The following is a 26,179-nucleotide window of genomic DNA, read 5'->3' as shown; positions in this document are numbered from 1 at the left end:
AGCCGCGAAGCGGTCAGTGGTCCCCGCCGCGGAGCTGGTCGACGGTGTGGCCGAGGATCGGCCCGAGAACGGCCAGGCCATCCCGTGGCCGCCTCCGCTGCCGCCTCGGTGGTCACGCCTGGGCCGGAGGCTCCAGCCGCATCGTCACACCGATTCGGTTCCACACGTTGATTGTCGCAATCGCGACGACGAGGTCGGCCAGTTCCTTCTCCGACCAGACCTTCGCGGCGTCATCCCACACCTCGTCCGGCACCCCGTGCTCGCCGAGCCGGGTGACCGCGTCGGTGAGGGCCAGCGCGGCCCGCTCCCGCTCGTCGAAGAAGGGCGCCTCCCGCCAGGTGGCGACAGCGAACAGCCGCCGGCTCGACTCGCCGTCGGCGAGCGCGTCCCGGCTGTGCATGTCCACGCAGTACGCGCACCCGTTGATCATCGACGCCCGCAGCTTCACCAGCTCCAGCACTGTGCGGTCGACGTTCGTCTGGACGTACTTCTCCAACCCCATGACGGCCTTGTACGCCTGCGGTGCGACCTCGGCCGGGTTCATTCTTTGCACGACTACCTCCTGATCGGTCCGACGCCGGTACGACGGATGGGCCGGGCCGGGTCGTGACAACCGGAGCTGTGATCCCGCTCATGCCGCCGAGGCGGCCGGGGTGGGCGGCTCGAAGGCGTGGCGGTGGGTGGGTCTTGTATCGTTGGACCCCGTAAGGCGATGACCCGGCCATCACCGGTGAGCCTCCGGAAGAACAGTCGGGCAACCGGCCCAGTAGAACCGGGCGGGTGCGGCCCGTCACAGCCGACAATGAGCGGGCGGTCGATCCTGACCGCCAAGCGGGGTGGTACCGCGGGCCACCCGGGAGCGCCGTTCCAGGCGTACCCCGGAAGGTTCGTCCTCGCAGACCCACGTTGAGTGAGCTGCATGAGGAGAGCGACCCCCGATGGCCTATCCGTTGCACGACCCGACCGCCGCCGGTGTCCCGGCGAGCCCGGACCTGCCCGCGGTCGAGCGCCGGGTGCTGGAGCACTGGACGGCCGACAAGACCTTCGAGGCCAGCATCGAGGCCCGCCCCGCCGGCACGGACGGCAAGAACGAGTACGTCTTCTACGACGGCCCGCCGTTCGCCAACGGCCTGCCGCACTACGGTCACCTCTTCACCGGCTACGTGAAGGACGTGGTGCCGCGCTACCAGACCATGCGCGGGCGGCACGTCGAGCGGCGCTTCGGCTGGGACTGCCACGGCCTGCCCGCCGAGGTGGTGGCCGAGAAGCAGCTCGGCATCACCAGCAAGGCGGAGATCATCGACCTGGGTGTGGACCGGTTCAACGAGGCCTGCCGTACCTCGGTGCTGGAGTTCACCCAGGACTGGGAGCGCTACATCAACCGGCAGGCCCGCTGGGTCGACTTCACCAACGACTACAAGACCCTCGACCTGGACTACATGGAAAGCGTCATGTGGGCCTTCAAGACCCTGCACGACAAGGGTCTGATCTACGAGGGCTTCCGGGTGCTGGCGTACTGCTGGCGCTGTGAGACGCCGCTGTCGAACACCGAGACCCGGATGGACGACGTCTACCGGGACCGGCACGACCCCACCCTGTCGGTGTGGTTCGAGCTGACCGCCGACGAGTCCGCGCCGGAGCTGGTGCGCGGGCCGGTCAAGCTGGGCGTCTGGACCACCACGCCGTGGACCCTGCCGTCGAACCTGGCGCTCGCCGTCGGGCCCGACATCGAGTACGCGGTGCTCGAACGTGACGGCGACCGCTACCTGGTGGGGGCGGCGCGGCTGGCCGCGTACGCCAAGGAGTTGGAGGGCTACGAGCAGGTCGGCACCGTGTTCGGCCGGGACCTGGCCGGACGTCGCTACACGCCGCTGTTCGACTTCCTCGTCGAGCAGGCCGGGGAGAACGCCTACCAGGTGCTCGGCGCGGAGTTCGTCACCACCGAGGACGGCACCGGGATCGTGCACCTGGCCCCGGCCTTCGGTGAGGACGACCAGAACGTCTGCAACGCCGCCGGCATCCCGACCATCGTCACCGTGGACGACCACACCCGGTTCACCGCGCTGGTCCCGCCGTACCAGGGTGAACAGGTCTTCGACGTCAACAAGCCGGTGATCCGGGAGCTGAAGGACCGGGGGGTGGTGCTCAAGCAGGACACCTACACCCACTCGTACCCGCACTGCTGGCGTTGCGACACCCCGCTGGTCTACAAGGCGGTGTCGTCGTGGTTCGTCGCGGTGACGCAGTTCCGGGACCGGATGGTCGAGCTGAACCAGGAGATCAACTGGACGCCCGGCCACATCAAGGACGGCTCGTTCGGCAAGTGGCTGGCCAACGCCCGGGACTGGTCGATCAGTCGGAACCGCTTCTGGGGCTCGCCGATCCCGGCGTGGAAGTCCGACGACCCGAACTACCCGCGCCTGGACGTCTACGGCTCGCTGGCCGACATCGAGCGGGACTTCGGCGTACGCCTGACCGACCTGCACCGGCCGGCGGTGGACGACCTGGTCCGCCCCAACCCGGACGACCCGACCGGCCAGTCGATGATGCGCCGGGTGCCGGAGGTGTTGGACTGCTGGTTCGAGTCCGGGTCGATGCCGTTCGCCCAGGTGCACTACCCGTTCGAGAACGCCGACTGGTTCGAGCACCACTACCCGGGTGACTTCATCGTCGAGTACATCGGGCAGACCCGCGGCTGGTTCTACACGATGCACGTGCTGGCCACCGCGCTGTTCGACAGGCCGGCGTTCCGCAACTGCCTGAGCCACGGCATCCTGCTCGGCTCGGACGGTCGCAAGATGTCCAAGAGCCTGCGCAATTACCCCGACGTCTACCACGTCTTCGACGCGTACGGCTCGGACGCGATGCGCTGGATGCTGATGTCCTCGCCGGTGCTGCGCGGTGGGGACATGGCGGTCACCGAGGCGGGCATCCGCGACGCCGTCCGGCAGGTGCTGCTGCCGCTGTGGAACGTGTGGTATTTCTTCACGCTCTACGCCAACGCCGACGGGTATCAGGCCCGGCGACGTACCGATTCCACCCACCTGCTCGACAGGTACGTGCTGGCGAAGACGAACGAGCTGGTGTCCACTGTCGGCGCGCAGATGGACGCGTACGACATCTCCGGTGCCTGCGCCACCGTCCGGTCCTACCTGGACGCGTTGACCAACTGGTACGTGCGCCGGTCCCGGGACCGGTTCTGGTCCGGTGACGCCAACGCCTTCGACACCCTGTCGACGGTGCTGGAGACCCTCTGCCGGGTGGTGGCGCCCCTCGCGCCGCTGACCGCGGAGGAGATCTGGCGTGGCCTGACCGGGGAGCGTTCGGTGCACCTGACCGACTGGCCCGAGGCGAGCGAGTTCCCGGCCGACCACGACCTGGTCGCCGCGATGGACAACGTGCGGGCGGTCGCCTCGGCGGCGCTGTCGCTGCGCAAGGCCAAGGGGCTGCGGGTGCGACTGCCGCTGTCGACGCTGACAGTGGCCTCGCCGGCCGCGGAGCAGTTGCGGCCGTTCGCCGACCTGGTCGCCGACGAGGTCAACGTGAAGACCGTGGAGTTCAGCGCGGAGCTGTCCGCGTACTGCGAGCAGGTGTTGACGGTGGTGCCCCGGGCGCTCGGCCCGCGGGTCGGCAAGCAGGTGCAGCAGGTGATCAAGGCGGTCAAGGCGGGCGAGTGGGAGCTGGTCGACGGCGCCCCGGTGGCCGCCGGCGTCACCCTCGCCGAGGGCGAGTACGAGTTGCGCCTGGTCGCCGCCGACGCCGAGCACTCCGCGCCGCTGCCCGGCGGTGAGGGCGTGGTGGTGCTGGACACCGACGTCACAGCGGAGTTGGCAGCCGAGGGGCTGGCCCGCGACGTGGTGCGGGTGGTGCAGCAGGCCCGCCGGGACGCCGACCTGGACGTCTCCGACCGGATCGTGGTGTCGGTGTCGGCGTCCGACGAGGTACGCGCGGCGGTGTCCGCGTACGTCGACTTCGTCTCCGCGGAGGTGCTGGCCGACTCGGTGGACTTCGTTGAGGGCTCGGGCGGCTCCGCCGTTGAGGGCCTGGAGGGCTTCGCTGGCGAGGTCGGCGATGGTGAGCGGGTAACTGTGGTCGTCCGCCGGGTATAACGGACCATCGCCAGGGTGCGGGCGCCTCACCACCTCCGTCCGGGAGGTGTGGAGGCGTCCGCTACCGTGACACCGCCTGTTCGCACCTGATCTGCCGGAGGACCAGTGCCCCTGCTCTACACCATCGGCAAGCTCACCGTGGCGCCCACGCTGCGGTTGGCGTTCCGCCCGACCGTGGAGGGGCTGGAACACGTGCCGGAGACCGGTGGCGCTGTCTTCGCCGGCAACCACCTCTCGGTGGCGGACGAGTTGTTCCTCGGCACTGTCGTGCCCCGGCACCTGGCGTTCTGGGCCAAGTCGGAGTATTTCAAGGGCGCCGGCGTGAAGGGCGCGATCTCCAAGTTCGTCCTCACCGGCCTGGGTGCGATCCCGGTCGAGCGGGCCGGCGGCCGGGCGGCTCTGTCCGCGTTCGACGCGGCGATCCCGGCGCTCAAGGGCGGTGACCTGGTGGTGGTCTACCCGGAGGGCACCCGCTCGCCGGACGGCAAGCTCTACCGGGGGCGCACCGGCGCGGCCCGGCTGGCGATCTCGGCCGGCGTGCCGATCATCCCGGTCGGCATGATCGGCACGGACAAGGCGCAGCCGATCGGTGCCCGGGTGCCCCGGCCGGGCACTGCCAAGATCACGGTTCGATTCGGCAAGCCGCTGGACTTCACCGGCCGACCGGACGACCGCACCTCGCTGCGGCAGATGACCGACGAGCTGATGAGTGAGATCCAGAAGCTCACCGGCCAGGAGTACGTGCCCCGCTACGCCCCGCCGCGCGCCCACCCGGACCCGACCCGCGACGCCTGACCCCGACTGGCGCACCCTGCCCGTCAGCAGCTGCGCGCACCCCGGCCAGCCTGGATGTGGCTCAATTCCGCTCGGGTTGGACGATCTGGGCGCGCAGGGTGCCCAACAGATCGGCGCTGTCGGCGACGGAGAGTCGAGTGAACACGCCGGTGGCGATGCTGCCGTGGTCGACCGATGTGCAGACCACCACGGCACTGCCGTCGGCGCTACCCACCGCGCACCGTTCGTGCCTGCCCCGCACACCGGTGTCCACGCTCTCCGGGGCACCCAACGCGTACCGGTCGGTGAGCCGGCTGATCTCGGCCTCCGCGTCCGACTCCGGGCTCAGCCGGAAGCCGGTGCCGCCGAAGACGGTCACCCGCTTGCCGCTCGTCGTGGCGTAGACACCGGCGAACGTCTCCTCGGCCAGCCAGTGCTCTTTGCGTACCTCGTTCTCCAACTTCTGGGCGGCCTCGGTGCTGCGGCTGTCCTGGCGCAGGCTGAGGTCGTCCACCTGGACGGGCAGGGCCGCGCGCGCCGGGTACTGGGCCGAGATCGGGAACCCGTAGTAGGCGGGGCAGCCACAGCAGCAGGCCAGGGTGAGCAGCAGCAGCCACGGCCAGCGGCGTCGTCGGCGGGCCGGCGGCGGCACGTACCCCTTGGGGGCCTGCCAACCGGGCGGCGTCGGCGGTGGCGCCGTGGATCGCCGACCCCGGCGCTGCTTCGGCACCTTCGGCGCCTTCGGTGGTGCGGGTGGCGACATCGGCCGGGCCGGCACCATGGGTCCGATGGCCCGGGGTGCGCTCGGGGCGGCCGGCGGCGGCACCGGGTGCGACCCGGCCGGGGGAGCGGGCGGCCCGGACCACTGCCGGGTGTCCCGCGATGGGGCCGGGGGAGCGGGCGGCCCGGACCACTGCCGGGTGTCCGGCGGCGTCGGATACGACAGCGTGGGCGGCAGCGGGGGCAGTTCGGCGGAGGGCAGGTCCCAGCCGCCGGTGTCCACGCCGGCCCACGGGTCGACCGGGGTCTGGTGCTCCGGCGGCCCGACGGTCACCGGCGGGGGAGGGGTCGGCTCGGCCGACTCGCCCCAGGCGGGTCGGCGGGGCAGCGGAGGCGGCACCGGGGCCGAACCACTCCACCTGGGCGCCGGGACCTCCGCGGTCGCGGCAGGCTCCGGCTGGTCCGGGGCTTCCGGCTGGTCCGGGGCTTCCGGCTGGTCCGAGGGTTCGGACTGGTCCGGGTGGTCCGAGGGTTCGGGCTGGTCCGAGGGTTCGGGCTGGTCCGAGGGGTCCGGCTGGTCCGGGGGTACGGGTGGGGAGGTCGGCTCGTCGGCGACCGCCCGGTCCCGCTCCGGCTCCGCGCCCGGGGTGCTCCCGTCGGCCGGCCGTGCTCCCGGCTGGGGCTCCGGCATCGCGGCAATCTCCTCTCGCGCCGAACCGAGGTTAATACCGCGCCGCCACCACCGCCGATCGGGCGTGCGCGCGATCGCCGCCGAACCAACGCGTACCCTTGGGCATCATGAGTGCCCCGTCCACGACGCCGCGCGCGGCCGCGACCAACTCCGTGTGGTCCCAGCTCGAGCCGCTGCTACCCCAGATCTCCAAGCCCATCCAGTACGTCGGGGGCGAGTTGGGTGCGGTGACGAAGGACTGGGACTCGGCCACCGTGCGCTGGGCGTTGATGTATCCCGACGCCTACGAGGTGGGCCTGCCCAACCAGGGCGTGCAGATCCTCTACGAGGTGCTCAACGAGCTGCCCGACACCCTCGCCGAGCGGACGTACGCGGTCTGGCCGGATCTGGAGACGCTGATGCGCACGCACGGCGTGCCGCAGTTCACCGTCGACGCGCACCGGGCGGTGCGCGGGTTCGACGTGTTCGGCATCTCCTTCTCCACCGAGCTGGGTTACACCAACATGCTCACCGCGATCGACCTGGCCGGCATCCCGATGCTGGCCGCCGACCGCACCGACGCCGACCCGGTGATCGTGGCCGGCGGGCACGCCGCGTTCAACCCGGAGCCGATCGCCGACTTCATCGACGCCGCGGTGCTCGGCGACGGCGAGGAGGCGGTCCTGGAGATCACCGCGATCGTCCGGGAGTGGAAGGCCGAGGGCTCCCCGGGCGGCCGCGACGAGCTGCTGCTGCGGCTGGCCCGCACCGAGAGCGTCTACGTGCCGCGCTTCTACGACGTCGACTACCTGCCGGACGGCCGGATCCAGCGGGTCGTACCGAACCGGGCGGACGTGCCGTTCCGGGTGCACAAGCGCACGACGATGGACCTGGACGCCTGGCCGTACCCGAAGAAGCCCCTCGTTCCGCTGGCCGAGACGGTGCACGAGCGGTACGCGGTGGAGATCTTCCGGGGCTGCACCCGGGGTTGCCGGTTCTGCCAGGCCGGGATGATCACCCGCCCGGTGCGGGAGCGGTCGATCACCACCGTCGCGCAGATGGTCCGCGAGGGCCTGGAGTTCTCCGGCTTCAACGAGGTCGGCCTGCTGTCGCTCTCCTCGGCGGACCACTCCGAGATCGGCGACATGTGCTCGGGCCTCGCCCAGCAGTACGAGGGCACCAACGTCTCGCTGTCGCTGCCCTCGACCCGGGTGGACGCCTTCAACATCGACCTCGCGCAGGAGCTGTCCCGCAACGGGCGGCGTACCGGCCTGACCTTCGCCCCGGAGGGCGGGTCGGAGCGGATCCGCAAGGTCATCAACAAGATGGTGTCGAAGGAAGACCTGATCCGTACGGTCGTCACCGCGTACACCAACGGGTGGCGGCAGGTGAAGCTCTACTTCATGTGCGGCCTGCCCACCGAGACCGACGAGGACGTCCTCGAGATCGCCGAGATGGCCCACGAGGTGATCAGGGCCGGCCGGGCCGCGACCGGCTCCAAGGACATCCGCTGCACGGTTTCCATCGGCGGGTTCGTGCCGAAGCCGCACACCCCGTTCCAGTGGGCAGCGATGGACCGTCCGGAGGTCATCGACCACCGGCTCAAGATCCTCAAGCAGGCCATCAACGCGGACCGCTCGCTGGGCCGGGCCATCGGCTACCGCTACCACGACGGCGAGCCGTCGCTCATCGAAGGGCTGCTCTCCCGGGGTGACCGCCGGGTCGGCTCGGTCATCCGCAAGGTCTGGGAGAACGGCGGCCGGTTCGACGGGTGGAGCGAGCACTTCTCGTACCAGCGCTGGGTGGAGGCCGCGGCCGAGACGCTGCCCGCGTTCGGGGTGGACCTCGACTGGTACACCACCCGTCAGCGCGACGAGCTGGAGGTCCTGCCCTGGGACCACCTCGACTCGGGCCTCGACAAGGACTGGCTCTGGCAGGACTGGCAGGATTCGTTCAGCGAGTTCGAGCAGGACGACTGCCGGTGGACGCCCTGCTTCGACTGCGGCGTCTGCCCATCGATGGACACCGAGATCCAGATCGGCCCCACCGGCAAGAAGCTGCTGCCGCTCACCCCGCTGGGCGGCAACGGCATGAAGGTCCCGTCGGGCCACTCGCACTCGCACCCCTGACCGCGCTGCCTTCGGGCAGCGCCGGCTGGCGGTGACCCACCACCCTCCACACCCGACATGTCGCCCAACGGGTCCGCGTCTCGCGGGCCCGTTGGCGTTGTTCGGGCTCGGCCCGCGCGGTGCCCCACGCCGAAACTTCCGCGAGATCGGCAGCCATCTGTACCACGTGCTGGTGGCTGGGGCTGCCTCGACTAGGTCAGACTCGATACGCTGCGTCTGACATGGACCGACCCGGCGGGTCGGGGACGGGGGAGGAAACGCATGGGCAGCATCCCGCCGCCGAGCATCGGCGATCTGCAAGTCAGCGTCGAGGACCTGGACGCCGCCGCCACGTACGTCGAGCGGCTCAGGCAGTACATCGACGACACCATCAAGTACGAGATGGAACGCATCAAGGAGCGGATGAAGGGCGACAGCAACAACGCCCAGACCGTCCCGAACGGCACTCCCTTCGGCGCGTACGAGGACGCCCGCATGCAGTGGCGGGCCCTGGAGGTGTCCACGGCGAACATGGAAGCGCACCTCACGACGCTCTCCCAGAAGCTCGCCGCGCTGAAGGAGGGCACCGAGGAGATCGCCAAGGCGTTCCGCGACACCGAGGCGCGTAACGGCGCCAACGGCAAGGAGATCGAGCGGCTGCTGGAGTCGGCGGCGCCGCCGCCCACTGCCAGCGGCGCACCCACCTACCCGTACACGGCCTGAGGGGGACGTCATGGCTGGAGGAACCTGGGAGCGGTGCGTCCGCGAGGTGACGCTCTCCGCGGACCCGGAAACTGTCGGATCGGTCGGAGCGGGCTGGAGCAACCTCTCGAGCGGCCTGCAACAACTGCGGGACGCGCTCGTCGGTCGATCGTTCGTCGGTCCGATCGCGACAGGCCAGGAGCGCCCCCACGTCGGCGGTCTGCCCGGGATGCTCGCCGGTTGGCAGGGCAGCGGTGGCGATGCGTACCGCGAGCACCTGGGCAAGATCGGCAAGCAGATCGAGGATCTCATCACCGACGCGACGAACGTCAGTGGCGCGTTGACGCGGATCGAGGGCGACATCCGCAAGTCGGTCTCCACGATCCCGATCCCACTGATGGACGACTTCGGCTTCAACGAGTGGAGCCTGCCCAACGGCACCGAGCTCGACGATGCCCGCGACGGCGAGAGCTCGTCGGGGTTCCTCGCCGCGCTGCGCAAGGACTACCAGAACAACCCCGGCTCGTACGCCGACGGCGCGTTCCGTGACAAGGCCGACGACCTGGAAGCGACGATGAAGGTCGACGGTCAGGCCGGTGACCAGAAGCGGGGCGGCTGGTGGGACACCGGAGCCCACCTGGACAACTGGTACCGGGACAATCAGAACGCGGCGAACACCGCGATGGCGCCGCTGCCCCAGGCGGTCTACACGGAGCGCCCCAAGCTCACTGTCAACAGCCCAGATAAAATGGACGGAGTGGACGATATCCGTCGCGACCCCCGGGTTCCGCCAACAGGGCGACCCGACATCGGTGGTGGCGACTTCGGCGGGAAGCCCGACATCGGTGGTGGCGGCCCCACGATCGGCAGCAGGCCGCCGGGCATCGGTGACACGGGCGGTCCGACGTCCAGCGTCGACCCGTTCTCCCCAACCAAGCCCGGTGGGCTCGGCGATGGCTCGCCCACCGGCGGCACGGGTCAGCTCACGCCCCCGTCGACCGGCTCCAGCTTGCCGGGCTACGCGGACGGCGACGCTGGCTACAGCAGCGGTCTGGCTGGCGCTACCCCGGGCGGGGTCGGTGGCCTGGGCGGCGGCATCGGCGGCGGCGGGGTCGGCAGCGCCGGTCTCGGTGGCGCCGGCGGTGGTTTCGGAGGCGGTGCCGGCGTCGGCTCGGCCGGCGGGATCGGCGGCGGTGCCGGCGGTGGCCTGGGCGGCGGTGCCGGGATCGGCGTGGGCGGCATCCCCGGCATGGTGGGTGGCGGCAACGGAAAGCTGCCGCCGATGACGAGCGCGGCGAACGCGTTGCGCACGGCCCAGGCCGCCGGCGGCGCCGGGATGGCGGGCGGCGCGCGTGGCGCAGGCGTCGGCGGTGCCGGAATGATGGGCGGCGGCATGATGGGCGGCGCGGGTGGCGCCGGGCAGGGTGGCGGCACCGGCTCTGAGCACTCGTCGTGGTTGACTGAGGATGACGATCCGTGGGGCCCTGGTGACGGGGCGTCCCCGGGTGTCCTTCGATGAGGATGGACGGATGAGGGTGAACGTCGGAGGCCTCCGGCCGGTAGTCGCCTGTCTGCTGGCGGGTTTCCTGGTGGTGGGGGCCGCTCAGCCGGCGGCAGCCGCGCCCCGACGGGCCGAGCAGTGGTATCTGGATGAGCTCCGGATCGAGCAGGTGCACAAGATCTCGACCGGGCGGGGCGTGGTCGTGGCAGTGATCGACAGTGGCGTCGAGGCCAGCCACCCGGACCTGCGCGGTCAGGTGCTTCCCGGTGGTCGCAGCTACGGCGCCTCCGGAGACGGCCGGTCTGACGACGACGGGCACGGCACGCACATGGCCGGCATCATCGCGGCGAAACCGAGCAGCGACGGGGTGGTCGGCATCGCCCCCGGTGTGAAGATCCTGCCCATCAAGATGCGCAAGGACGACGGCTCCTACACGGACGCCGGGGTTGCCAAGGGCATTCGGATGGCCGTCGACGGCGGGGCCAAAGTGATCAACATGTCCATTGGTGGCCCCGGCCTCGCCAATCCCGTGCAGAAGAACGCAATCCAGTACGCGTTGGACCATGACGTCGTCCTGGTTGCCTCTGCGGGTAACACCGCCAAGGGCCATACCGCCGTGGGCAAGCCCGCCAACACCCCTGGTGTGATCGCGGTGACCGGGACGACCAAGGGCGGCGCGTTCTGGTCCGGCTCCGTCCAGGGGCCGGAGGCGGTGGTCGCCGCTCCTGGCGACAGCGTGTACAACGTCACCAACGAGGGGGGCTACGGCTGGGGTGACGGCACCTCCGACTCCGGTGCGATCGTCGCCGCTCTGGCCGCGTTGATCCGCTCCAAGTATCCGGACCTCAACGCTCCGAGCGTGATCAACCGGATCATCCGGACCGCGCGGGACGCGGGCCCGTCCGGGCGAGATCCGCAGTACGGCTTCGGGGTGATCGACCCGATCAAGGCGCTGACGGCCAACGTGCCACCGGTTACCGCCAACCCGCTGCTCGACCCGGCCGCGGCGGCGACCGACCCGGGCCCGGCCCGTGCCGAGGGCGCGGACGAGGACTTCGACGTCACCCAGCACGGCGATCGCGGTGGCCCCACCGACCAGCAGGTCATGGTGATCGGCATCGGCATCGCCGTGGTGCTGGTGTTGTTGCTGGGTCTGGTGGTCTTCCTCATCTGGAACCGCCGTCGGTACCGGCGGGAGGCGGCCCGGGCCGCCGACATCCCGGACGAGGTGCTCGACCGGGCGGCCCAGGGCGCGTACCCGCCGCCTGACGCGAGTTACGCCCCACCGCCGGGCTACCCGCCCCCACCCGGTCACGCCCCTCATACCGGGTATGCCCCGCCTTCCGATTACGCCCCTCCTTCGGGTTACGCCCCTCCCTCCGGCTACACCCCGCCCCCCGGCTACGGCCAGGCGCCGGGCGGGTCGCCGCCCGCGCCGCCGAGGGAGCCGTAACCGGTCCGATCATGGTGGCCGGCTGGTGACCTCCGCGTCGCCGGCCGGCCGTTGGCCTTCGTGCCGGGTGGTCGCGACCCTGGCGGCTGGTTTGTGTCCGTCTGTCCGGCGGTTCGGCCGCCCCGGCTGCGTACCGTCACGAGCCCTGCGCCAGGATGGGCGGACACGCAGGTACACCCGAGGAGCCCACGATCGCCAGAAAGCCTCAACCCGAGGGCGGCCAGGCGCCGGTCGTCCAGCGCGTCCGCATCCGCTACGCCAAGCGCGGGCCGCTGCGGTTCACCTCGCACCGGGACTTCGCCCGGGCGTTCGAGCGCGCGCTACGCCGGGCCGCCGTGCCGGTCGCCTTCTCCCAGGGTTTTCACCCGCACCCGAAGATCTCCTACGCCAGCGCCGCCCCGACCGGGGTGGCGAGCGAGGCGGAGTACCTGGAAATCGCCCTCCAGGCGACCGTCGACCCGGAGGCGTTGCGCGCCGCGTTGGACGCCGCGCTCTCGCCGGGGCTGGACGTCCTGGACGCCGTGATCGCCGAAGGGGGCAACCTGCCGGACCGGATCGAGGCGTCGCACTGGCACATCGAGTTGCCTGAGGTTGACACCGCGGTGCTGCGCGCCGCGGTGGACGCCTTCGTCGCGGCCGAGGAGGTGCTGGTCGAGCGGATGACCAAGCAGGGCCGACGTACTTTCGACGCCCGAGCCGCCGTGATATCGATCGATGTCCAACTGCCTACGCCGACGCCTTCCGGGGCGCCGGCCGTACCGTGTGCGATACTCGAACTGGTCGTGCGGCAGGTCACCCCGTCCGTACGGCCCGATGACGTCCTTTCCGGCCTCCGCGTGGTGGCCGACCTGGAGCCGCCGGTTTCGCCGAGGGTGACACGGCTGGCTCAGGGCACGTTGACCGCGCAGGGTGCGATCGTGGATCCGTTGGATGCGGACCGCGACGGGGCAGCCATCGTTGGGCACTGACCGACGGTCGGTGTTCTGGCAGGCAGACTTCGGCGGTCGCGCACCACGCGCGCCCGGCGGAAACACTTTTGCGGCGACCCTGCGTGGCAGCGCTCACCCGCGCCCGGGCTAGCCAGAACTGGAGAACGTCCATGCTCGAGAACGAGCCCGAGGGCGGCGAACGGACCGGTTCACAGCCGGCCGGTGACACCGCCGACCAGAGCACCACGGCCGACGGCGCCGCCGTCGAGACCTCCACCACGGCTGTCGGTTCGGCCTCGGTGGAACCGGCTGGCGCGGAGAGCGCTCCTGCTGAGGCCACCGAACCGGCCGCCCCGGTGCGGCGCACCCGGGCGACCCGTCGTCGGGCCGCCCCGCTCAACCAGCCGGAGCAGACCGACGCCCCGATCGAGGCGCCCACCGGTGGTGCCGGCAACGTCGAGTCGCCGCAGGCGGAGGTCTTCGCCCCGGTCTCCGGTGACCTGGACGTCGCACCGAAGACCCCCCGGCGCCGCCGCAAGGCCACCCCCGTCGAGACGACCGCCGAGGAGCCGCTGGTCGCCGCCTCCGCGGAGGCGGCCTCGGCCGAGGTGGTGCCGCCGGTCAAGGTGACCCGTACCCGGCGAAAGAAGGCCACGCCGGCGGCCGTCGAGGAGCCGCCCGCCGCCGAGCAGCCGGCCGCCGCCGACGAGCCGCTTGCGGTCGAGGAGCCGGTCGTCGAGGAGCCGGACGTCGCTGAGGAGCCGGCGGAGTCCGACCTGCGCGAGGCCGAGGCCGAGTTGAACGACTCCCCGGCCCTCCCGAGCACGTCCGCCGCAGAGCTGGCCTGGAGCAGTGGTGCGCAGGACCGCTCCGGCGAGGTGCCACCGGGTGTGGCCGTCTCCGGTGTGACGGATGAGCCGAACGAGCCGGCCGAGATCGAGCCGGAGCAGCCGCGTACCCGTCGTCGGCGCGCCGCGCTCTCCGCGCCCACAGTGCTGTTCATGGCACCCCAGCCGGACGCCGTGCCGGTGACCCGACCGGTGGAGCCCGCCGCGGCGGCCGAGGAGCCGGCCGTCGAGGAGGCCGCCGAGCCGTCCCGCCGCCGTCGGCGTGGCCGCCGCGAGGTCGAGCCGGTGGAGCCGATCGAGGCCATCGAGGCCGAAGAGGAGCCGACCGAGGAGGCCGACGAGGCCGCCGAGGCGGATGAGGACGACGAGGACAGCGCCGCCGCGCGCCGCCGCCGCCGGCGTGGTCGCCGGGGCCGGGGCCGGGGCAAGGGCGGGGCCGACGACGCCGAGGACGAGGAGTCCGAGGAGGCGGCGCAGGCCGACGAGGAAGAGACCGCCGAGGCAGAGGCCGAGGCCGACGAGGACGAGGAGTCCGAGGGCGGGGACGGTCTGACCCGTCGTCGTCGTCGCCGTCGTCGTCGGGGCGCCGGTGACACCGAGGGCGCGGCGGACGACGGTGTGCCGACAGTGGTGAAGATCCGCGAGCCGCGCCGGACCGTCGACGAGGTGCAGGGTGTGTCCGGCTCGACCCGGCTGGAGGCCAAGCGCCAGCGCCGCCGGGACGGTCGGGAGCAGCGCCGTACCCGCCCGCCGATCCTCAGCGAGTCGGAGTTCCTGGCGCGCCGGGAGGCCGTCGACCGGGTGATGGCGGTCCGCCAGCGCGGTGACCGCACCCAGATCGCCGTCCTGGAGGACGGTGTGCTGGTCGAGCACTACGTCACTCGCAACTCCTCCGGGACGATGGCCGGCAACGTGTACCTCGGCAAGGTGCAGAACGTGCTGCCGAGCATGGAGGCCGCGTTCGTCGACGTCGGTCGGGGCCGCAACGCCGTGCTGTACGCCGGTGAGGTCAACTGGGACACCTCCGGGCTGGAGGGGCGGGCCCGCTCGATCGAGCAGGCGCTGCGCTCCGGCGACTCGGTGCTGGTCCAGGTCACCAAGGACCCGATCGGGCACAAGGGCGCACGGCTGACCAGCCACATCGCGCTCTCGGGCCGGCACCTGGTCTACGTACCCAACGGCAACGCCTCGGGGATCAGCCGCAAGCTGCCGGACAACGAGCGCAAGCGGCTGCGGGACGTGCTCAAGAAGCTGGTCCCGGACGGTGCGGGCGTGATCGTCCGGACGGCAGCCGAGGGCGCCACCGAGGACGAGCTGGCCCGCGACGTCAAGCGGCTCCAGGCGCAGTGGGAGGACATCCAGGCCAAGGCCGCCGAGGGTGGCGCTCCGGCGCTGCTCTACGGGGAGCCCGACCTGGTCATCCGGGTTGTCCGGGACCTGTTCAACGAGGACTTCCGCGAGCTGGTGATCGAGGGCGAGCAGTCGTACGACATCGTCGAGTCGTACCTGTCGCACGTCTCCCCGGACCTTGTCGACCGGGTGCGCCGGCACGTCGGCACGAGTGACGTCTTCGCCGAGTACCGGATCGACGAGCAGATCATCAAGGGCCTGGACCGCAAGGTCTTCCTGCCCTCCGGCGGCTCGCTGGTGATCGACCGCACCGAGGCGATGACTGTCGTCGACGTCAACACCGGCAAGTACACCGGCTCCGGGGGCAACCTGGAGGAGACGGTCACCCGCAACAACCTGGAGGCTGCGGAGGAGATCGTCCGTCAGCTCCGGCTGCGGGACATCGGCGGCATCGTGGTGATCGACTTCATCGACATGGTGCTGGAGTCGAACCGTGAGCTGGTGCTGCGCCGGCTCACCGAGTGCCTGGGCCGGGACCGCACCAAGCACCAGGTCACCGAGATCACGTCGCTCGGCCTGGTGCAGATGACCCGTAAGCGGATCGGCGCGGGCCTGCTGGAGGCGTTCAGCGAGACCTGCGAGTGCTGCAAGGGTCGGGGCGTCATCATGCACACCGAGCCGGTGCCGGAGAAGCCGCGTCCGGCCGGTGCGGGGGAGAAGGTCAAGGCTGTCGCCTCGGCGGTGGCTCCCGCTCCCGCTCCGGCGGCCGAGCAGGGTGCCACCTCGTCCCGTCGCAGGGCACGCAAGAACGCCCCGGCCGCGGCCGAGCGGACCGCTGTCGAGGTGGTCGACACCGACACCACGGCCGAGCCGGACGCCGACTACCAGGACACCATGGGCTACGACCTGTCCCGCTACGAGTCGGACACCGCCGCCGCACCGGCGATCTCCGACGCTCAGCAGGGCGAGTCGGCCCGCCTGGCCGCGGCGGACGACCCGGACGCGCTCGCTGACGGTGAGGGCGACGAGGAGACCACCGAGGGCGGTGGCGGCCGTCGCCGGTCGCGTCGCGGTGGCGCACGTCGGCGGACCCGCCCCTGAGCGCCTGACCGGCCACGTGTTTGACGAGGTCCCTCTCCCGGCAAAGTGACGGGGGAGGGACCTCGTCGTTGTGGCCACCCGGTCGTCGATCGGTCGTCCCGAGTCAGGAGAAGAAGATGCGCCGTCTGCTCGCGCTCACCGCGCTGCTCACCATGCTCTCCGTCGCGGCCGGCTGCTCCACCGGTGGGACCGCCGAGGGCGCTGGCTCGGCGGCCGCTGGCACCCCTCCCGGCCCGACCGGCATGCCGGCCAGCGGTGGTGTGGCGGGTGGTAACGCCACCCAGGTCTGCGCCGCCGCGCAGGAGGCCAGCACGACTGCCGTCCGGACGTACGTGGGGGAGCTGGGTCGGATGCTCGCGGCGGTGGGCGCCGGGGACAGCCGTACGGCCGAGGCCGCCCGGGTACGGGCCGAGGCGGCGTTGGCGAACTGGCGGACCGTACTGCGGGAGCAGTCGGAGCGGACTGACGATCCGCAGCTCAAGACGCTGCTCACCGACCTCGGCACCGAGGTTTCCGCTCTCGGTGCCGACGTAGAGTCGATCGACGAGACCGAACTCGACCGGCTCCAGCAACGCCTCGACCAGCTCTGCGCGCGCTGACCAGGGCGGGCCGGTTTGGGGTCCGGGCTCGCGATGGCGTACTCTTGCCTGCGGCCCACCTTTGGTGTGCCGAGTTCCCGTGTGCCCGCGCCGCCGTGCACTGCTACCCGGCGAGCCGCTGCGGGAACGACCGCCAGCAGCCTCAACGACAGGGAGTCCGCCTCCGATGTACGCGATCGTCAAGACCGGCGGCAAGCAGTACAAGGTCGCCGAGGGCGACGTGATCGAGGTCGAGAAGCTCACCGGTGCCCCCGGTGACGCGGTGAAGCTCACCGCGGTGCTCCTCGTCGACGGTGACGACCTGGTGACCGACGCGGCGAAGCTTGCCGAGGTCGCGGTGTCCGGCGAAATCGCCGCGCACACCAAGGGCCCGAAGATCCGGATCCACAAGTTCAAGAACAAGACTGGCTACCACAAGCGCCAGGGTCACCGTCAGCCGTTGACCCAGGTCAAGGTGACCGGCATCTCCAGCGGGAAGTAGGTCGTCCTCCAATGGCTCACAAAAAGGGTGCGTCCAGCTCGCGTAACGGTCGTGACTCCGCGGCCCAGCGACTCGGCCTGAAGCGCTTCGGTGGTCAGGTCGTCAGCGCCGGTGAGATCATCATCCGGCAGCGTGGCACCAAGTTCCACCCCGGTGACCTGGTCGGCCGTGGCGGCGACGACACGCTGTTCGCGCTGTCCGCCGGTGCGGTCCTGTTCGGCACCAAGCGCGGTCGCAAGACCGTCAGCATCGTTCCGCAGCAGTAGTTCTCGGGCTAAGCGGGCCGCGGACCTCCGGGTCCCGGCCCGCTTAGCCTTTTTAGCGAAGTGCGAGGTTGGACCTCGCTGGAAGGATTGACGCCGTGGCAACGTTCGTTGACCGGGTCGTTCTGCATCTGCAGGCCGGCGATGGCGGGCACGGTTGTGCCTCGATCCACCGCGAGAAGTTCAAGCCCTTCGGTGGGCCGGACGGCGGCAACGGTGGGCACGGGGGCAGCGTGTCCCTGGTGGTCGACCCGCAGGTGACCACGCTGCTCGACTTCCACTTCCACCCGCACGTCAAGGCCGACAACGGCAAGGGCGGCGCCGGCTCGAACCGGGACGGGGCCAACGGCCACAACCTGGTGCTGAAGGTGCCCAACGGCACAGTGGTGCAGACCTCCGACGGCACGGTGCTGGCCGACATGGTCGGTGCCGGCACCACCTTCGAGGTCGCCCGCGGCGGGCGCGGCGGGCGGGGCAACGCCTCGCTGGCCAACGCCAAGCGCAAGGCGCCCGGCTTCGCCGAGCTGGGGGAGCCCGGCGACCAACTGGACATCGTGCTGGAGCTGAAGAGCGTGGCCGACGTGGGCCTGGTGGGCTTCCCGTCCGCTGGCAAGTCGTCGCTGATCTCGGTGATCTCCGCCGCGAAGCCGAAGATCGCCGACTACCCGTTCACCACACTGGTGCCCAACCTCGGCGTGGTCCGGATGGACAACCACACCTTCACCGTCGCGGACGTGCCGGGCCTGATCCCCGGCGCGGCCACCGGTAAGGGCCTGGGCCTGGAGTTCCTGCGCCACATCGAGCGTTGCGCCGTGCTGGTGCACGTCATCGACTCGGCGACCCTGGAGCCCGGCCGTGACCCGGTGGCCGACATCGACGCCATCGAGGCCGAGCTGAGCCAGTACGGCGGCCTGACCGACCGCCCACGGCTGGTCGCCATCAACAAGATCGACGTGCCGGACGGCCGTGACCTCGCCGAGATCGTGCGCCCCGACCTGGAGGAGCGCGGTTACCAGGTGTTCGAGGTCTCCGCGGCCACCCGGGAGGGGCTCAAGGAGCTGACCTACGCGATGGCCGATCTGGTCGACGCAGAGCGTAAGGCCGCTCCGCCCGCCGAGCCGACCCGGATCGTCATCCGCCCGATCGCCGTGGACGACGACGGTTTCACCATCACGGCCGAGGCGGACGGCTCGTTCACGGTGCGCGGTGTCCGGCCGGAGCGCTGGGTCAAGCAGACCAACTTCGACAACGACGAGGCGGTCGGCTACCTGGCTGACCGGCTGGCCCGGCTCGGGGTGGAGGACAAGCTGGCCAAGGCCGGCGCGCAGCCCGGTGATCTGGTCCGGATCGGTGTGCGCGAGTTCGACTGGCAGCCGACGCTCTTCGCCGGTGTGGACTTCAAACCCGGCAACCGGGGCACCGACGTCCGCCTGGAGGAGAAGTCGAACCGGGCTTCCGCAGCGGATCGGCTCGCCGCCCGGAAGGCTCGCCGGGTGCGCTCGGCCGACGATCTGGGTGCGGACGCGTCCGACGACGACATCGACGACGAGGACGACGCCGAGTAGTTCGTTGCCCTCCGTGGTGGGGTTGATTCCCGGAAACCTCCCCGAAATCCACGCGTCCTAGCGTGGGGTGATGCTGATCGAGTCCCGGCCTGCCACCGATCCGGAGATCGCCGCCATGGTCATCGCGCAGCAGCGTGAGCTGCGCGAGGCCGATGGTGGGTTGGACGGGCAGGTCTTCGTTCCCCATGACGACGTCCGCTACCTGGCGGTGGTGGTGAACGGTCGGGCGGTCGCCTGCGGGGGCCTCCAGGCGCTCGATGCCGAGTCCGGCGAGGTGAAGCGGATGTACGTCCGGCCCGCGTACCGGGGGCGTGGGATCGGTCGTCAGTTGCTCGCCGCGCTGGAGGAGTGCGCGTTCCGGCAGGGGCACTCGGTGGTCTGTCTGGAGACGGGCACCTACCTGCCGGCCGCTATCGCCTTGTACACAGCGTGTGGCTACCAGCAGATCCCGGTCTACGGCGAGTACGTGGGCAACCCGTACAGCGTCTGTTTCGCCAAGCGGTTGCCGGTCGCGGCCTGACGGCCGCGTGGCCGCTGCCGCCTCGCCGGTTTCAGGCGCCGGTGCTGGCGTGCTCGACGGTCACCGGCTTCGACTCCGGCGAGGCGTGCTGGCGCAGCACGATGCTCAGCAGGATCAGCGCGCCGACGGCGAGAAACTCGCTCTGCCAGTTCTGCATGGACTGGAACCAGAAGTCACTGGTGCCGAGGAACTCCCACACCCCGATCGGCGGCGCCCCGCTCTGGAGCGCCTGCTCCTGGTTGTACGCGGCGGTGCCACCGAGCAGGTGACCGACGAACGAACCGGCGAAGATCAGCAGCAGGGCGAGGGAGAGGCTGTTCCGGTAGATCACCAGCGGCAGGCCGCCGACGCGTACCGGCCAGGGTGACTGCGGGGTCGCCCGGCGCTCGTCGTCCTCCGGTCGGTCAGTCTGGTCCACCGGTTTCGACTCGGCCGAGCCCCGCTGCACCAGGTACGCGGTGAGCAGCACGTACCCGCCCATCTGGAGGAACTCCGACTCCCAGTTCTCGAAGACCGCCTCGGCGAAGTGCCCACTGGTCAGGTACGCCGGCCAGCTCAGCGGCGCGGCCCCGTACTCGGTCAGCTCCTCGTTGTGGGTCTGCCAGCCGAAGACGCTCTGCAACACCAGGAAGACCAGGAACGCCCCCAGCATGGCGACGGCCAGGGCGTTGTCACGCAGCCAACGAGGCATGGTCGCACCTCCTTCGCCGGCCGAATTACCCCTGCCGGCGAGACCGCGAAACCACAAAAGTCCAGTTCAGTGCCGGTCGGCGGGGTTGTCCAGGCGTCCGCCGGTGCCGGCCTGGTTCGACAGCAGCAGCCCGAGCGCGAGCATCCCGAAGCCGAGCGCGAGGTGCAGCCAGTTGTCGGCGTCGTTGACCGGCAGGATGTTCGCCCCGCCCTCCGGGTTGACCGCCTCGATCGCCAGGCCGTAGAGCCAGAGGGCGAGGTAGATCGCGCCACCGGCGGCCAGGAAGACGCGGGCACCGGCGACGCTGCGGGCCAGCACCAGGCCGACCAGCCCGAAGAGCAGGTGCACCACGTTGTGCAGGATCGACACCTGGAACAGCCCGAGCAGGTGGGCCTCCGAGTGGTGCCCGGCGAACCGCAGCTCGCCGTAGTCGGTGGTGATGCCGGGAATGAAGCCGAGGACGCCGATCAGCAGGAAGACCCCGGCCACCACCAGCGCGGCCAGCTGGACCCGGGGTCGAGGACCGGCCGCTCGGCCGCCCCGTGCGCCTCGTGCCATCGCTGCCCCCTCCGTGGATCTACCGGCCTCGCGAACCTCACTGTCCGCAGCGGCGACGTGACGCAGCCCGACGATCCTCCATTTTGAAGACCAACCGGTGGGCCGCGCAGATAAATGCACGAAGAGGTATGGAAGCCAGAACGCAGGGTAGGTGAATGGTCAGCGGCGGCGGCAACGCGCCGCATCCCCCCAGCACAACCGCTACGACTTTCTGAGCGGAAGGGAAATCATGACTTACGATCTTTCACCTACGTCTTCCACGTACGGGCAGCAGTCGACAAACGGCGGTGGCGTCCGCGACCAGGCGCGCCAGGTCGGGTCGGAGGCCGCGCAGGCTGGTGGCGCTGTCGCCCAGACCGCCAAGGAGCAGGGCACCGAGGTCGGCCGTGAGGCGGCCCGGCAGGCCCGCAACCTGTACGGCGAGGCCCGCAGCCAGCTCGCCAGCCAGACCGGTGAGCAGCAGCGCCGAGCCGCCGGTGGGCTACGTTCGCTGGCCGACGAGATGCGCTCGATGGCCGAGCAGGGTGGCCAGGCCGGCCCGGTGACCGAGTTGGCCCGCCAGGCCGCCGACCGGGTGCAGGGTGTCGCCGGTTGGCTCGAGCAGCGCGAGCCCGGCGACCTGATCACCGAGGTACGCGACTACGCGCGGCGTAACCCGGGCACCTTCCTGGTCGGCGCGGCGGTGCTCGGTGTGCTGGCCGGCCGGCTGACCCGTGGCATCTCGGCCGCCGGCGACGACTCCGGCAACGGGTCCTCGACCTTCCGGGGCGCCGGGGCGTACGACCCGGAGCAGACCGCCGTGATCCCGACGCAGCCGCCGGCGCCCCGCGCGGTGCCGGACGCCGTTCCGCCGGGCGGCTACCTCGACCCGACCCCTGGTACGCACACCCCGCCGACATCAGGTGGCTACACCGACCAGACGCCCGGCACCTACGCCGACCCGGCGTCCGGCGGCTCCTCCGAGCCGGGCCGGGGCGACTACCCGGAGCACTCCGGCACCGGCCAGCCGCTGCCGCCGGTGACCCAGACCGACCCGCTGCCGGGCGTGCCGTCCAGCGGCAGCAGCCCTCGCCCGTGAGCCGCCGAGTCGTCCGAAGGGAGGCGACGGCATGAGCATGCCGACGCAGGGGTCCGGACTGGACTCCGGTTACCACCCCGACGCGGGTGCCCCGCACACCGCGTCGGAGGTGAAGGGCAGCTCGCTGGGTGACCTGATGCGTCAGGTCACCACCGACCTGTCGACGCTGATGCGTCAGGAGGTCGAGCTGGCCAAGGCCGAGATCCGGCAGGAGGGCAAGAAGGCCGGCAAGGCCGCGGGCCTCTTCGGCGGTGCCGGCTTCGGCGGCTACATGGTGGCCCTCTTCGTGTCCATCGCCATCTGGCAGTTCCTGGACAACGTCATGGACTCCGGTCTGGCCGCGCTGATCGTGGCCGTGATCTGGGCCGTGGTCGCCGCGGTCCTCTACTCGATGGCCAAGAAGAACGCCCAGCACGTACGCGGGCTCAAGCAGACCAACGACAGCGTGCAGCGGATCCCCGACGCGCTCAAGCCGCACCCGGAGGGAGTAACCCGATGAGCACCGATCCCGATCAGATCCGCCGGGAGATCGAAGCCACCCGTAACAGCCTCAGCTCCGATGTGGACGCGCTGGCGTACAAGGTCAGCCCCAGCCGCATCGTCGACGACCGCAAGCAGCGGGCCCGTTCCGCTCTGCAGAATGTGAGGGACAAGGTCATGGGAACCGCGTCTGACCTCGGCCACGGCACCGGCCAGGCCGCCCACTCGGTGGGTGACCGCGCCTCGTCGGCGGCCTCCAGCGTCAGCGACGCCGCGCACTCGGCGGCGACCACCGTCAGCGACGCCGCGCACAGCGCGCCGCGGGTGATCCGGCAGAAGTCCCAGGGCAACCCTCTCGCCGCCGGCCTGATCGCGTTCGGGGTCGGCTGGCTGGCCTCGTCGCTGATCCCGGCCTCCCGCCGCGAGCAGCAGGCCGCCACCCAGGTGAAGGCCAAGGTCAGCGAGCACAGCGGGGCCGTGAAGGAGAAGCTGGGCGAGGTGGCCAGCGAGCTGCGCGAGCCGGCCCAGCAGGCCGCCGATTCGGTGAAGTCCACCGCTCAGGACGCCGTGCACGCGGTCAAGGACGACACGAAGTCCGCCGCCCACCAGGTCAAGGACCACGCAACTCCCTGACCCACCCCAACCCAGCGCGACAGCTCGCGGTCACCCTCGGGTGCCCGCGAGCTGTTGCGTTCGGCTCAGCGCGATCTCGCGATTTCGGCCGGAGTTCTGTGGGGCTACCGGCGGTTTTGTCCCGACCGAAAGTGCAAGATCGCGGGGAGGCGTGGGTTGCGCGGGGCGGGGTTGGCGGCTCGGCGGATTCGGGTGTCGCCGTAGCGGACGCCGCCCAGCAGGAGACGCTGGGTGACCGCCAGCCAGCCGCACACACCGCGTTCCAGCAGCCAGAGGGGGGCCGCCAGCGCTGTGGCCGGCGGGAACACCCGGGTGCCGCCGGCGCGGCGGCGACCCGTCTCGGCCAGGGCGACGACACCGGCCACCGCGCCGAGCAGCAGCCTGGGGCGGCGCGACACGACCGCCGCCGCCAGCGCCGGCAGCACCGCGAGCGCGGTCAGCAGGCGCGCCGGCTGAGCCAGATCGTCGTACGCCTGACGGACCCGTTGACCGCGGAAATGCGCGGCGTCCGGAGGCAGCCGGCGGACGTACAGCCAGGCCGGAGCGGCCTCGGTGCCGCCGTACCCGCGCACAGTGCGGATCAGCTCCAGGTTCTCGAAGAGCACGTCCGGGTCGTAGCCGCCCATCGCGAGGAAGGTGCTGCGCCGCACGGCAAGGGTGCCCGGGTAGTCCGCCCCGAGCGCCCGGTTGAGCAGCGTGCGGCCGGTGTCCCACCAGGCGTGCCAGGGCAGCGGGTCGAAGTAGTTCTGCGGTCGCACCAGGTCGGCCCGGCCCAGCAGCCGGTCTACCGCGCTCAGCGCGGACTCGTCGTACCGGACGTCGTCGTCGGCGATCACCACGTGCTCGTGGCCGGCCGCGCGGACGCCGGTGTGCACGCCCAGCACCTTGCCGTTGAGCCCACGCTCACTCGGATCCGGTGAAAGGTGCCGGATCAACCCTTGCCACGCCTCGGCGTGCCGGGCGAAGAGGGTCGGAGGTGAGCCGTCGACCACGAGCACCTCGACCCGGTCACCGAGCCAGCGCAGGTAGTCGGTCAGCTCGGCCAGGCCGGTGTCGGTGTCGGTGTGCCAACGCAGCGGTAGCACGTACGTCATCGGTAGGCGGGTCGGCGGGGCTTCGGTCCGCCGTGTCGCTTCGTCACCTCGACCACGCACGATCATCGTCCGCTCAGGAGGTGTGGCGGACGTTGGTGAGGGTCAGCCCGAGGGGCGGCAGTGCTGGCATCCGGTGCAGATCCAGGGCCAGGTTCTGGACGGGAACGTCGTAGCGCATGGTGGTGACGAGGTTGGTGACCGCCCGCTTCATCAGGTCGATGGTGATCCACTCACCGGCGCAGCGGTGCCCGGCCCAGTGCTCACCGCCGCCCTGCGGGATCAGCTCGAACGGGTCCACCCGGCGGCCCGCGAACCGCTCCGGGCGAAACAGCTCCGGTTGCGGCCAGAGTGTCGGGTGGTGGTTGGTGCCGTAGAGGTCGAGCAGCACCCGCCGGCCGCGCGGGAAGTGGTGGCCCTGCCAGTCGAAGGACCGCCGGACCCGGGCCGCCGCCATCGGAAAGAACGGGTAGTAGCGGCGTACCTCCTGGACGAAGTGCTCGGTGGCCTCGTCGTCGTCACGGATCCGTTCCCGCCAGGCCGGATGGTCGTGCAGGGCGAGCGCGGCGAAGGTCATGTACTGGTCGACGGCGACCACCGGGCGCAGCACGTTGAGCAGCTCCACCGCCGCGATCCGCCGGGGAAGGAGGTTGCCGCGCCCGTCCCGGTGTTCGGCGATCACGGCCAGGGCGCTACCGGCCGGCGCCCGAGCGAAACCGACCCGGGTCCGCTCGACGAGGTCGGCGAGCCAGCGTTCGGCGCGGTACCGGGCCAGCCGTCCCCGCCAGTGCCGGGGTCCCAGCACGGCCGGCGCCTCGATCATGGCGTGCAGCTCGACGGTGCGGCGCTCGACCTGCGACGCGGGCAGCGGCACCCCGGCCCAGGCGCAGATCACCCGGGTCAGCATTCGGCCCAGCTCGTCGTAGAGCGACACCGGGCCGGCGGCCTCCCAGGCGGCGGCCCGGGTCCGCCACTCGTCGTCGAAGAGTCGACCGAGCCGCTGGATCGCCGCCGGTGTCATGATCGACATGAACATGGCCTTGCGGTCGGAGTGCTCCGGCCCGTCCAGCCCCAGCACCCCGCGCCGCCCGGTCAGGGTTCGCTGCACGCGCAGCGGCATCGCTGTGGCGCGTTGGAAGCGGTCGGTGTCGTAGAACAGCTCCGCCGCCGGCCGGCCGCGCAGGCAGATGGTCGGGGCCAGCAGGATCCGGGTCTTGAAGACGTCGCTGCCGTACCGCTCGCAGCGCTCGCCGATGAACCGGTAACCGGCGCGGAGCAGCGCGAGGGTGCTGTCCGGGCTGCGGTCGGCCGGCATGCTCGCCATCGGGTCTCCTCACGCACAGGTGCGGCTGGTCGCCGTTTGTCAGCGCGCATACCCCCGTCGACGCCGCTGAACCCCGCCCGGCTGGCCCCTCCCAGGGGCGGCGGAACCTGGTTTGCTGCTGGTGGGACGAGCACGGGGAGGGCGGATGCGCGACAACACATCGCCGCACTGGCGGCAGCGGCGAGCGGCCGGGGCACTCGGCGGAGGCCGCGACGGGCGGTCACTGATCGGGCCGCCGAGGCGGCCCACCCGTCCGCACCGGTTCTTCACAGTGCACCTGGGCTTCACCGCGCCCGGCCCGGCTGAGGCCCGCGAGCTGGCCGTGGCGTACGCGGAGGCGCTGAGCCTGCTCCGCTCGGAGGTGGCAATCGGTGCGGCGGCTCTGTCACCGGCGGACGCCTGGCAGCGGGCCGAGCGGCTGTTCTGCGGCGCGGTCGGCCCGGACGGCGAACGCTGCGTCGACGTGGCCGACCATCCGGGCTTCCACCACGCCCCTGGCCCGGGTGGCCTCGGCTGGGGCGACGGCGATGTTCCCGGCGATGGTTGACCCTCAGCCCTGGATGGCCGATCCGGGGGTGTGTCGGCCGACCCGCCAGCGTGGCCGTGCCGGTGCCCGTGGTCGGGACACCGG

The 26,179-nt window shown here is 71.3% G+C and carries 23 protein-coding genes and 1 pseudogene; 17 read left to right on the top strand and 7 right to left on the bottom strand.

Going from position 1 to position 26,179, the window contains the following annotated elements; translation table 11 throughout:
* Positions 1-13: 13 nt before the first annotated feature.
* Together AB0C20_RS22945 and AB0C20_RS22940 are read right to left on the bottom strand one after the other, a co-directional pair.
* Positions 14-85, bottom strand: a pseudogene (locus tag AB0C20_RS22945) (MogA/MoaB family molybdenum cofactor biosynthesis protein); the annotation flags it as partial.
* A 27-nt stretch (positions 86-112) separates the two neighbouring features.
* Positions 113-553 (bottom strand): carboxymuconolactone decarboxylase family protein, encoded by a 441-nt coding sequence (locus tag AB0C20_RS22940; protein WP_357191448.1) that lies wholly within the window; start codon positions 551-553, stop codon positions 113-115.
* Positions 554-938: 385 nt separating this feature from the next.
* Between AB0C20_RS22940 and ileS the strand changes: the two genes are divergently transcribed.
* Positions 939-4,109: an isoleucine--tRNA ligase gene (ileS, locus tag AB0C20_RS22935; RefSeq protein ID WP_357568696.1), complete on the top strand. Its 3,171-nt coding sequence runs from the start codon at positions 939-941 to the stop codon at positions 4,107-4,109.
* 105 nt (positions 4,110-4,214) lie between these two features.
* Positions 4,215-4,904: a lysophospholipid acyltransferase family protein gene (locus AB0C20_RS22930; protein WP_357191444.1), complete on the top strand. Its 690-nt coding sequence runs from the start codon at positions 4,215-4,217 to the stop codon at positions 4,902-4,904.
* A gap of 61 nt (positions 4,905-4,965) precedes the next feature.
* Here AB0C20_RS22930 and AB0C20_RS22925 read toward each other — a convergent pair whose 3' ends face one another.
* Positions 4,966-6,294 (bottom strand): hypothetical protein, encoded by a 1,329-nt coding sequence (locus AB0C20_RS22925; protein WP_357568695.1) that lies wholly within the window; start codon positions 6,292-6,294, stop codon positions 4,966-4,968.
* Between the two features lie 107 nt (positions 6,295-6,401).
* Between AB0C20_RS22925 and AB0C20_RS22920 the strand changes: the two genes are divergently transcribed.
* From AB0C20_RS22920 to AB0C20_RS22870, 11 genes are all read left to right on the top strand, one after another.
* Positions 6,402-8,402 (top strand): TIGR03960 family B12-binding radical SAM protein, encoded by a 2,001-nt coding sequence (locus tag AB0C20_RS22920; protein WP_357191440.1) that lies wholly within the window; start codon positions 6,402-6,404, stop codon positions 8,400-8,402.
* A 261-nt stretch (positions 8,403-8,663) separates the two neighbouring features.
* A complete protein-coding gene (locus tag AB0C20_RS22915) occupies positions 8,664-9,104 on the top strand; it encodes a hypothetical protein (protein WP_210785324.1) in 441 nt (146 codons plus the stop codon).
* 10 nt (positions 9,105-9,114) lie between these two features.
* A complete protein-coding gene (locus AB0C20_RS22910; RefSeq protein ID WP_357191438.1) occupies positions 9,115-10,602 on the top strand; it encodes a hypothetical protein in 1,488 nt (495 codons plus the stop codon).
* 10 nt (positions 10,603-10,612) lie between these two features.
* On the top strand, positions 10,613-12,037 hold the full coding sequence (gene mycP, locus AB0C20_RS22905; protein ID WP_357191436.1) for a type VII secretion-associated serine protease mycosin: 1,425 nt from the start codon (positions 10,613-10,615) through the stop codon (positions 12,035-12,037).
* A 155-nt stretch (positions 12,038-12,192) separates the two neighbouring features.
* On the top strand, positions 12,193-13,005 hold the full coding sequence (locus AB0C20_RS22900) for a TIGR03936 family radical SAM-associated protein (RefSeq protein ID WP_266304630.1): 813 nt from the start codon (positions 12,193-12,195) through the stop codon (positions 13,003-13,005).
* Positions 13,006-13,136: 131 nt separating this feature from the next.
* Positions 13,137-16,265, top strand: a complete 3,129-nt coding sequence (locus tag AB0C20_RS22895; RefSeq protein ID WP_357191433.1) for an Rne/Rng family ribonuclease — start codon at positions 13,137-13,139, stop codon at positions 16,263-16,265.
* 116 nt (positions 16,266-16,381) lie between these two features.
* On the top strand, positions 16,382-16,864 hold the full coding sequence (locus AB0C20_RS22890; protein WP_357191431.1) for a hypothetical protein: 483 nt from the start codon (positions 16,382-16,384) through the stop codon (positions 16,862-16,864).
* Positions 16,865-17,030: 166 nt separating this feature from the next.
* On the top strand, positions 17,031-17,345 hold the full coding sequence (gene rplU / locus AB0C20_RS22885) for a 50S ribosomal protein L21 (RefSeq protein WP_007464063.1): 315 nt from the start codon (positions 17,031-17,033) through the stop codon (positions 17,343-17,345).
* Between the two features lie 11 nt (positions 17,346-17,356).
* Positions 17,357-17,611, top strand: a complete 255-nt coding sequence (gene rpmA, locus AB0C20_RS22880; protein ID WP_357568694.1) for a 50S ribosomal protein L27 — start codon at positions 17,357-17,359, stop codon at positions 17,609-17,611.
* A gap of 95 nt (positions 17,612-17,706) precedes the next feature.
* On the top strand, positions 17,707-19,173 hold the full coding sequence (gene obgE, locus AB0C20_RS22875) for a GTPase ObgE (RefSeq protein ID WP_238685118.1): 1,467 nt from the start codon (positions 17,707-17,709) through the stop codon (positions 19,171-19,173).
* Positions 19,174-19,243: 70 nt separating this feature from the next.
* The gene (locus tag AB0C20_RS22870) at positions 19,244-19,693 is read left to right on the top strand and encodes a GNAT family N-acetyltransferase (RefSeq protein ID WP_357191428.1); all 450 of its coding nucleotides are present in this window, start codon (positions 19,244-19,246) and stop codon (positions 19,691-19,693) included.
* Positions 19,694-19,724: 31 nt separating this feature from the next.
* On the opposite strand, the gene AB0C20_RS22865 is transcribed toward AB0C20_RS22870, so the two are convergent.
* Both AB0C20_RS22865 and AB0C20_RS22860 read right to left on the bottom strand, forming a co-directional pair.
* Positions 19,725-20,384 (bottom strand): DUF6766 family protein, encoded by a 660-nt coding sequence (locus AB0C20_RS22865; RefSeq protein ID WP_357191426.1) that lies wholly within the window; start codon positions 20,382-20,384, stop codon positions 19,725-19,727.
* A 66-nt stretch (positions 20,385-20,450) separates the two neighbouring features.
* Positions 20,451-20,942, bottom strand: coding sequence for a DUF4383 domain-containing protein (locus tag AB0C20_RS22860; protein WP_357191424.1), 492 nt, complete (start codon positions 20,940-20,942; stop codon positions 20,451-20,453).
* Between the two features lie 229 nt (positions 20,943-21,171).
* Between AB0C20_RS22860 and AB0C20_RS22855 the strand changes: the two genes are divergently transcribed.
* The 3 genes from AB0C20_RS22855 to AB0C20_RS22845 are packed head-to-tail and all read left to right on the top strand — an operon-like array spanning position 21,172 to position 23,133.
* On the top strand, positions 21,172-22,020 hold the full coding sequence (locus AB0C20_RS22855; RefSeq protein ID WP_357191423.1) for a hypothetical protein: 849 nt from the start codon (positions 21,172-21,174) through the stop codon (positions 22,018-22,020).
* A 31-nt stretch (positions 22,021-22,051) separates the two neighbouring features.
* Positions 22,052-22,519, top strand: a complete 468-nt coding sequence (locus AB0C20_RS22850; RefSeq protein ID WP_238678469.1) for a phage holin family protein — start codon at positions 22,052-22,054, stop codon at positions 22,517-22,519.
* Positions 22,516-23,133, top strand: a complete 618-nt coding sequence (locus AB0C20_RS22845; protein WP_238685113.1) for a DUF3618 domain-containing protein — start codon at positions 22,516-22,518, stop codon at positions 23,131-23,133. The genes AB0C20_RS22850 and AB0C20_RS22845 overlap by 4 nt, the downstream gene beginning before the upstream one ends.
* A 104-nt stretch (positions 23,134-23,237) precedes the next feature.
* On the opposite strand, the gene AB0C20_RS22840 is transcribed toward AB0C20_RS22845, so the two are convergent.
* Positions 23,238-24,227 (bottom strand): glycosyltransferase, encoded by a 990-nt coding sequence (locus tag AB0C20_RS22840; RefSeq protein ID WP_357568693.1) that lies wholly within the window; start codon positions 24,225-24,227, stop codon positions 23,238-23,240.
* A 73-nt stretch (positions 24,228-24,300) separates the two neighbouring features.
* Positions 24,301-25,548, bottom strand: a complete 1,248-nt coding sequence (locus tag AB0C20_RS22835) for a cytochrome P450 (protein ID WP_357568692.1) — start codon at positions 25,546-25,548, stop codon at positions 24,301-24,303.
* Positions 25,549-25,693: 145 nt separating this feature from the next.
* Between AB0C20_RS22835 and AB0C20_RS22830 the strand changes: the two genes are divergently transcribed.
* Entirely contained in the window at positions 25,694-26,095 is a 402-nt protein-coding gene (locus tag AB0C20_RS22830) for a hypothetical protein (RefSeq protein WP_357191416.1), read from the top strand.
* Positions 26,096-26,179 lie beyond the last annotated feature (84 nt).

Source organism: Micromonospora sp. NPDC048843, from assembly GCF_040649965.1.
Classification (GTDB): domain Bacteria; phylum Actinomycetota; class Actinomycetes; order Mycobacteriales; family Micromonosporaceae; genus Micromonospora; species Micromonospora hortensis.
This window is presented reverse-complemented; position numbering and strand designations above follow the sequence as displayed.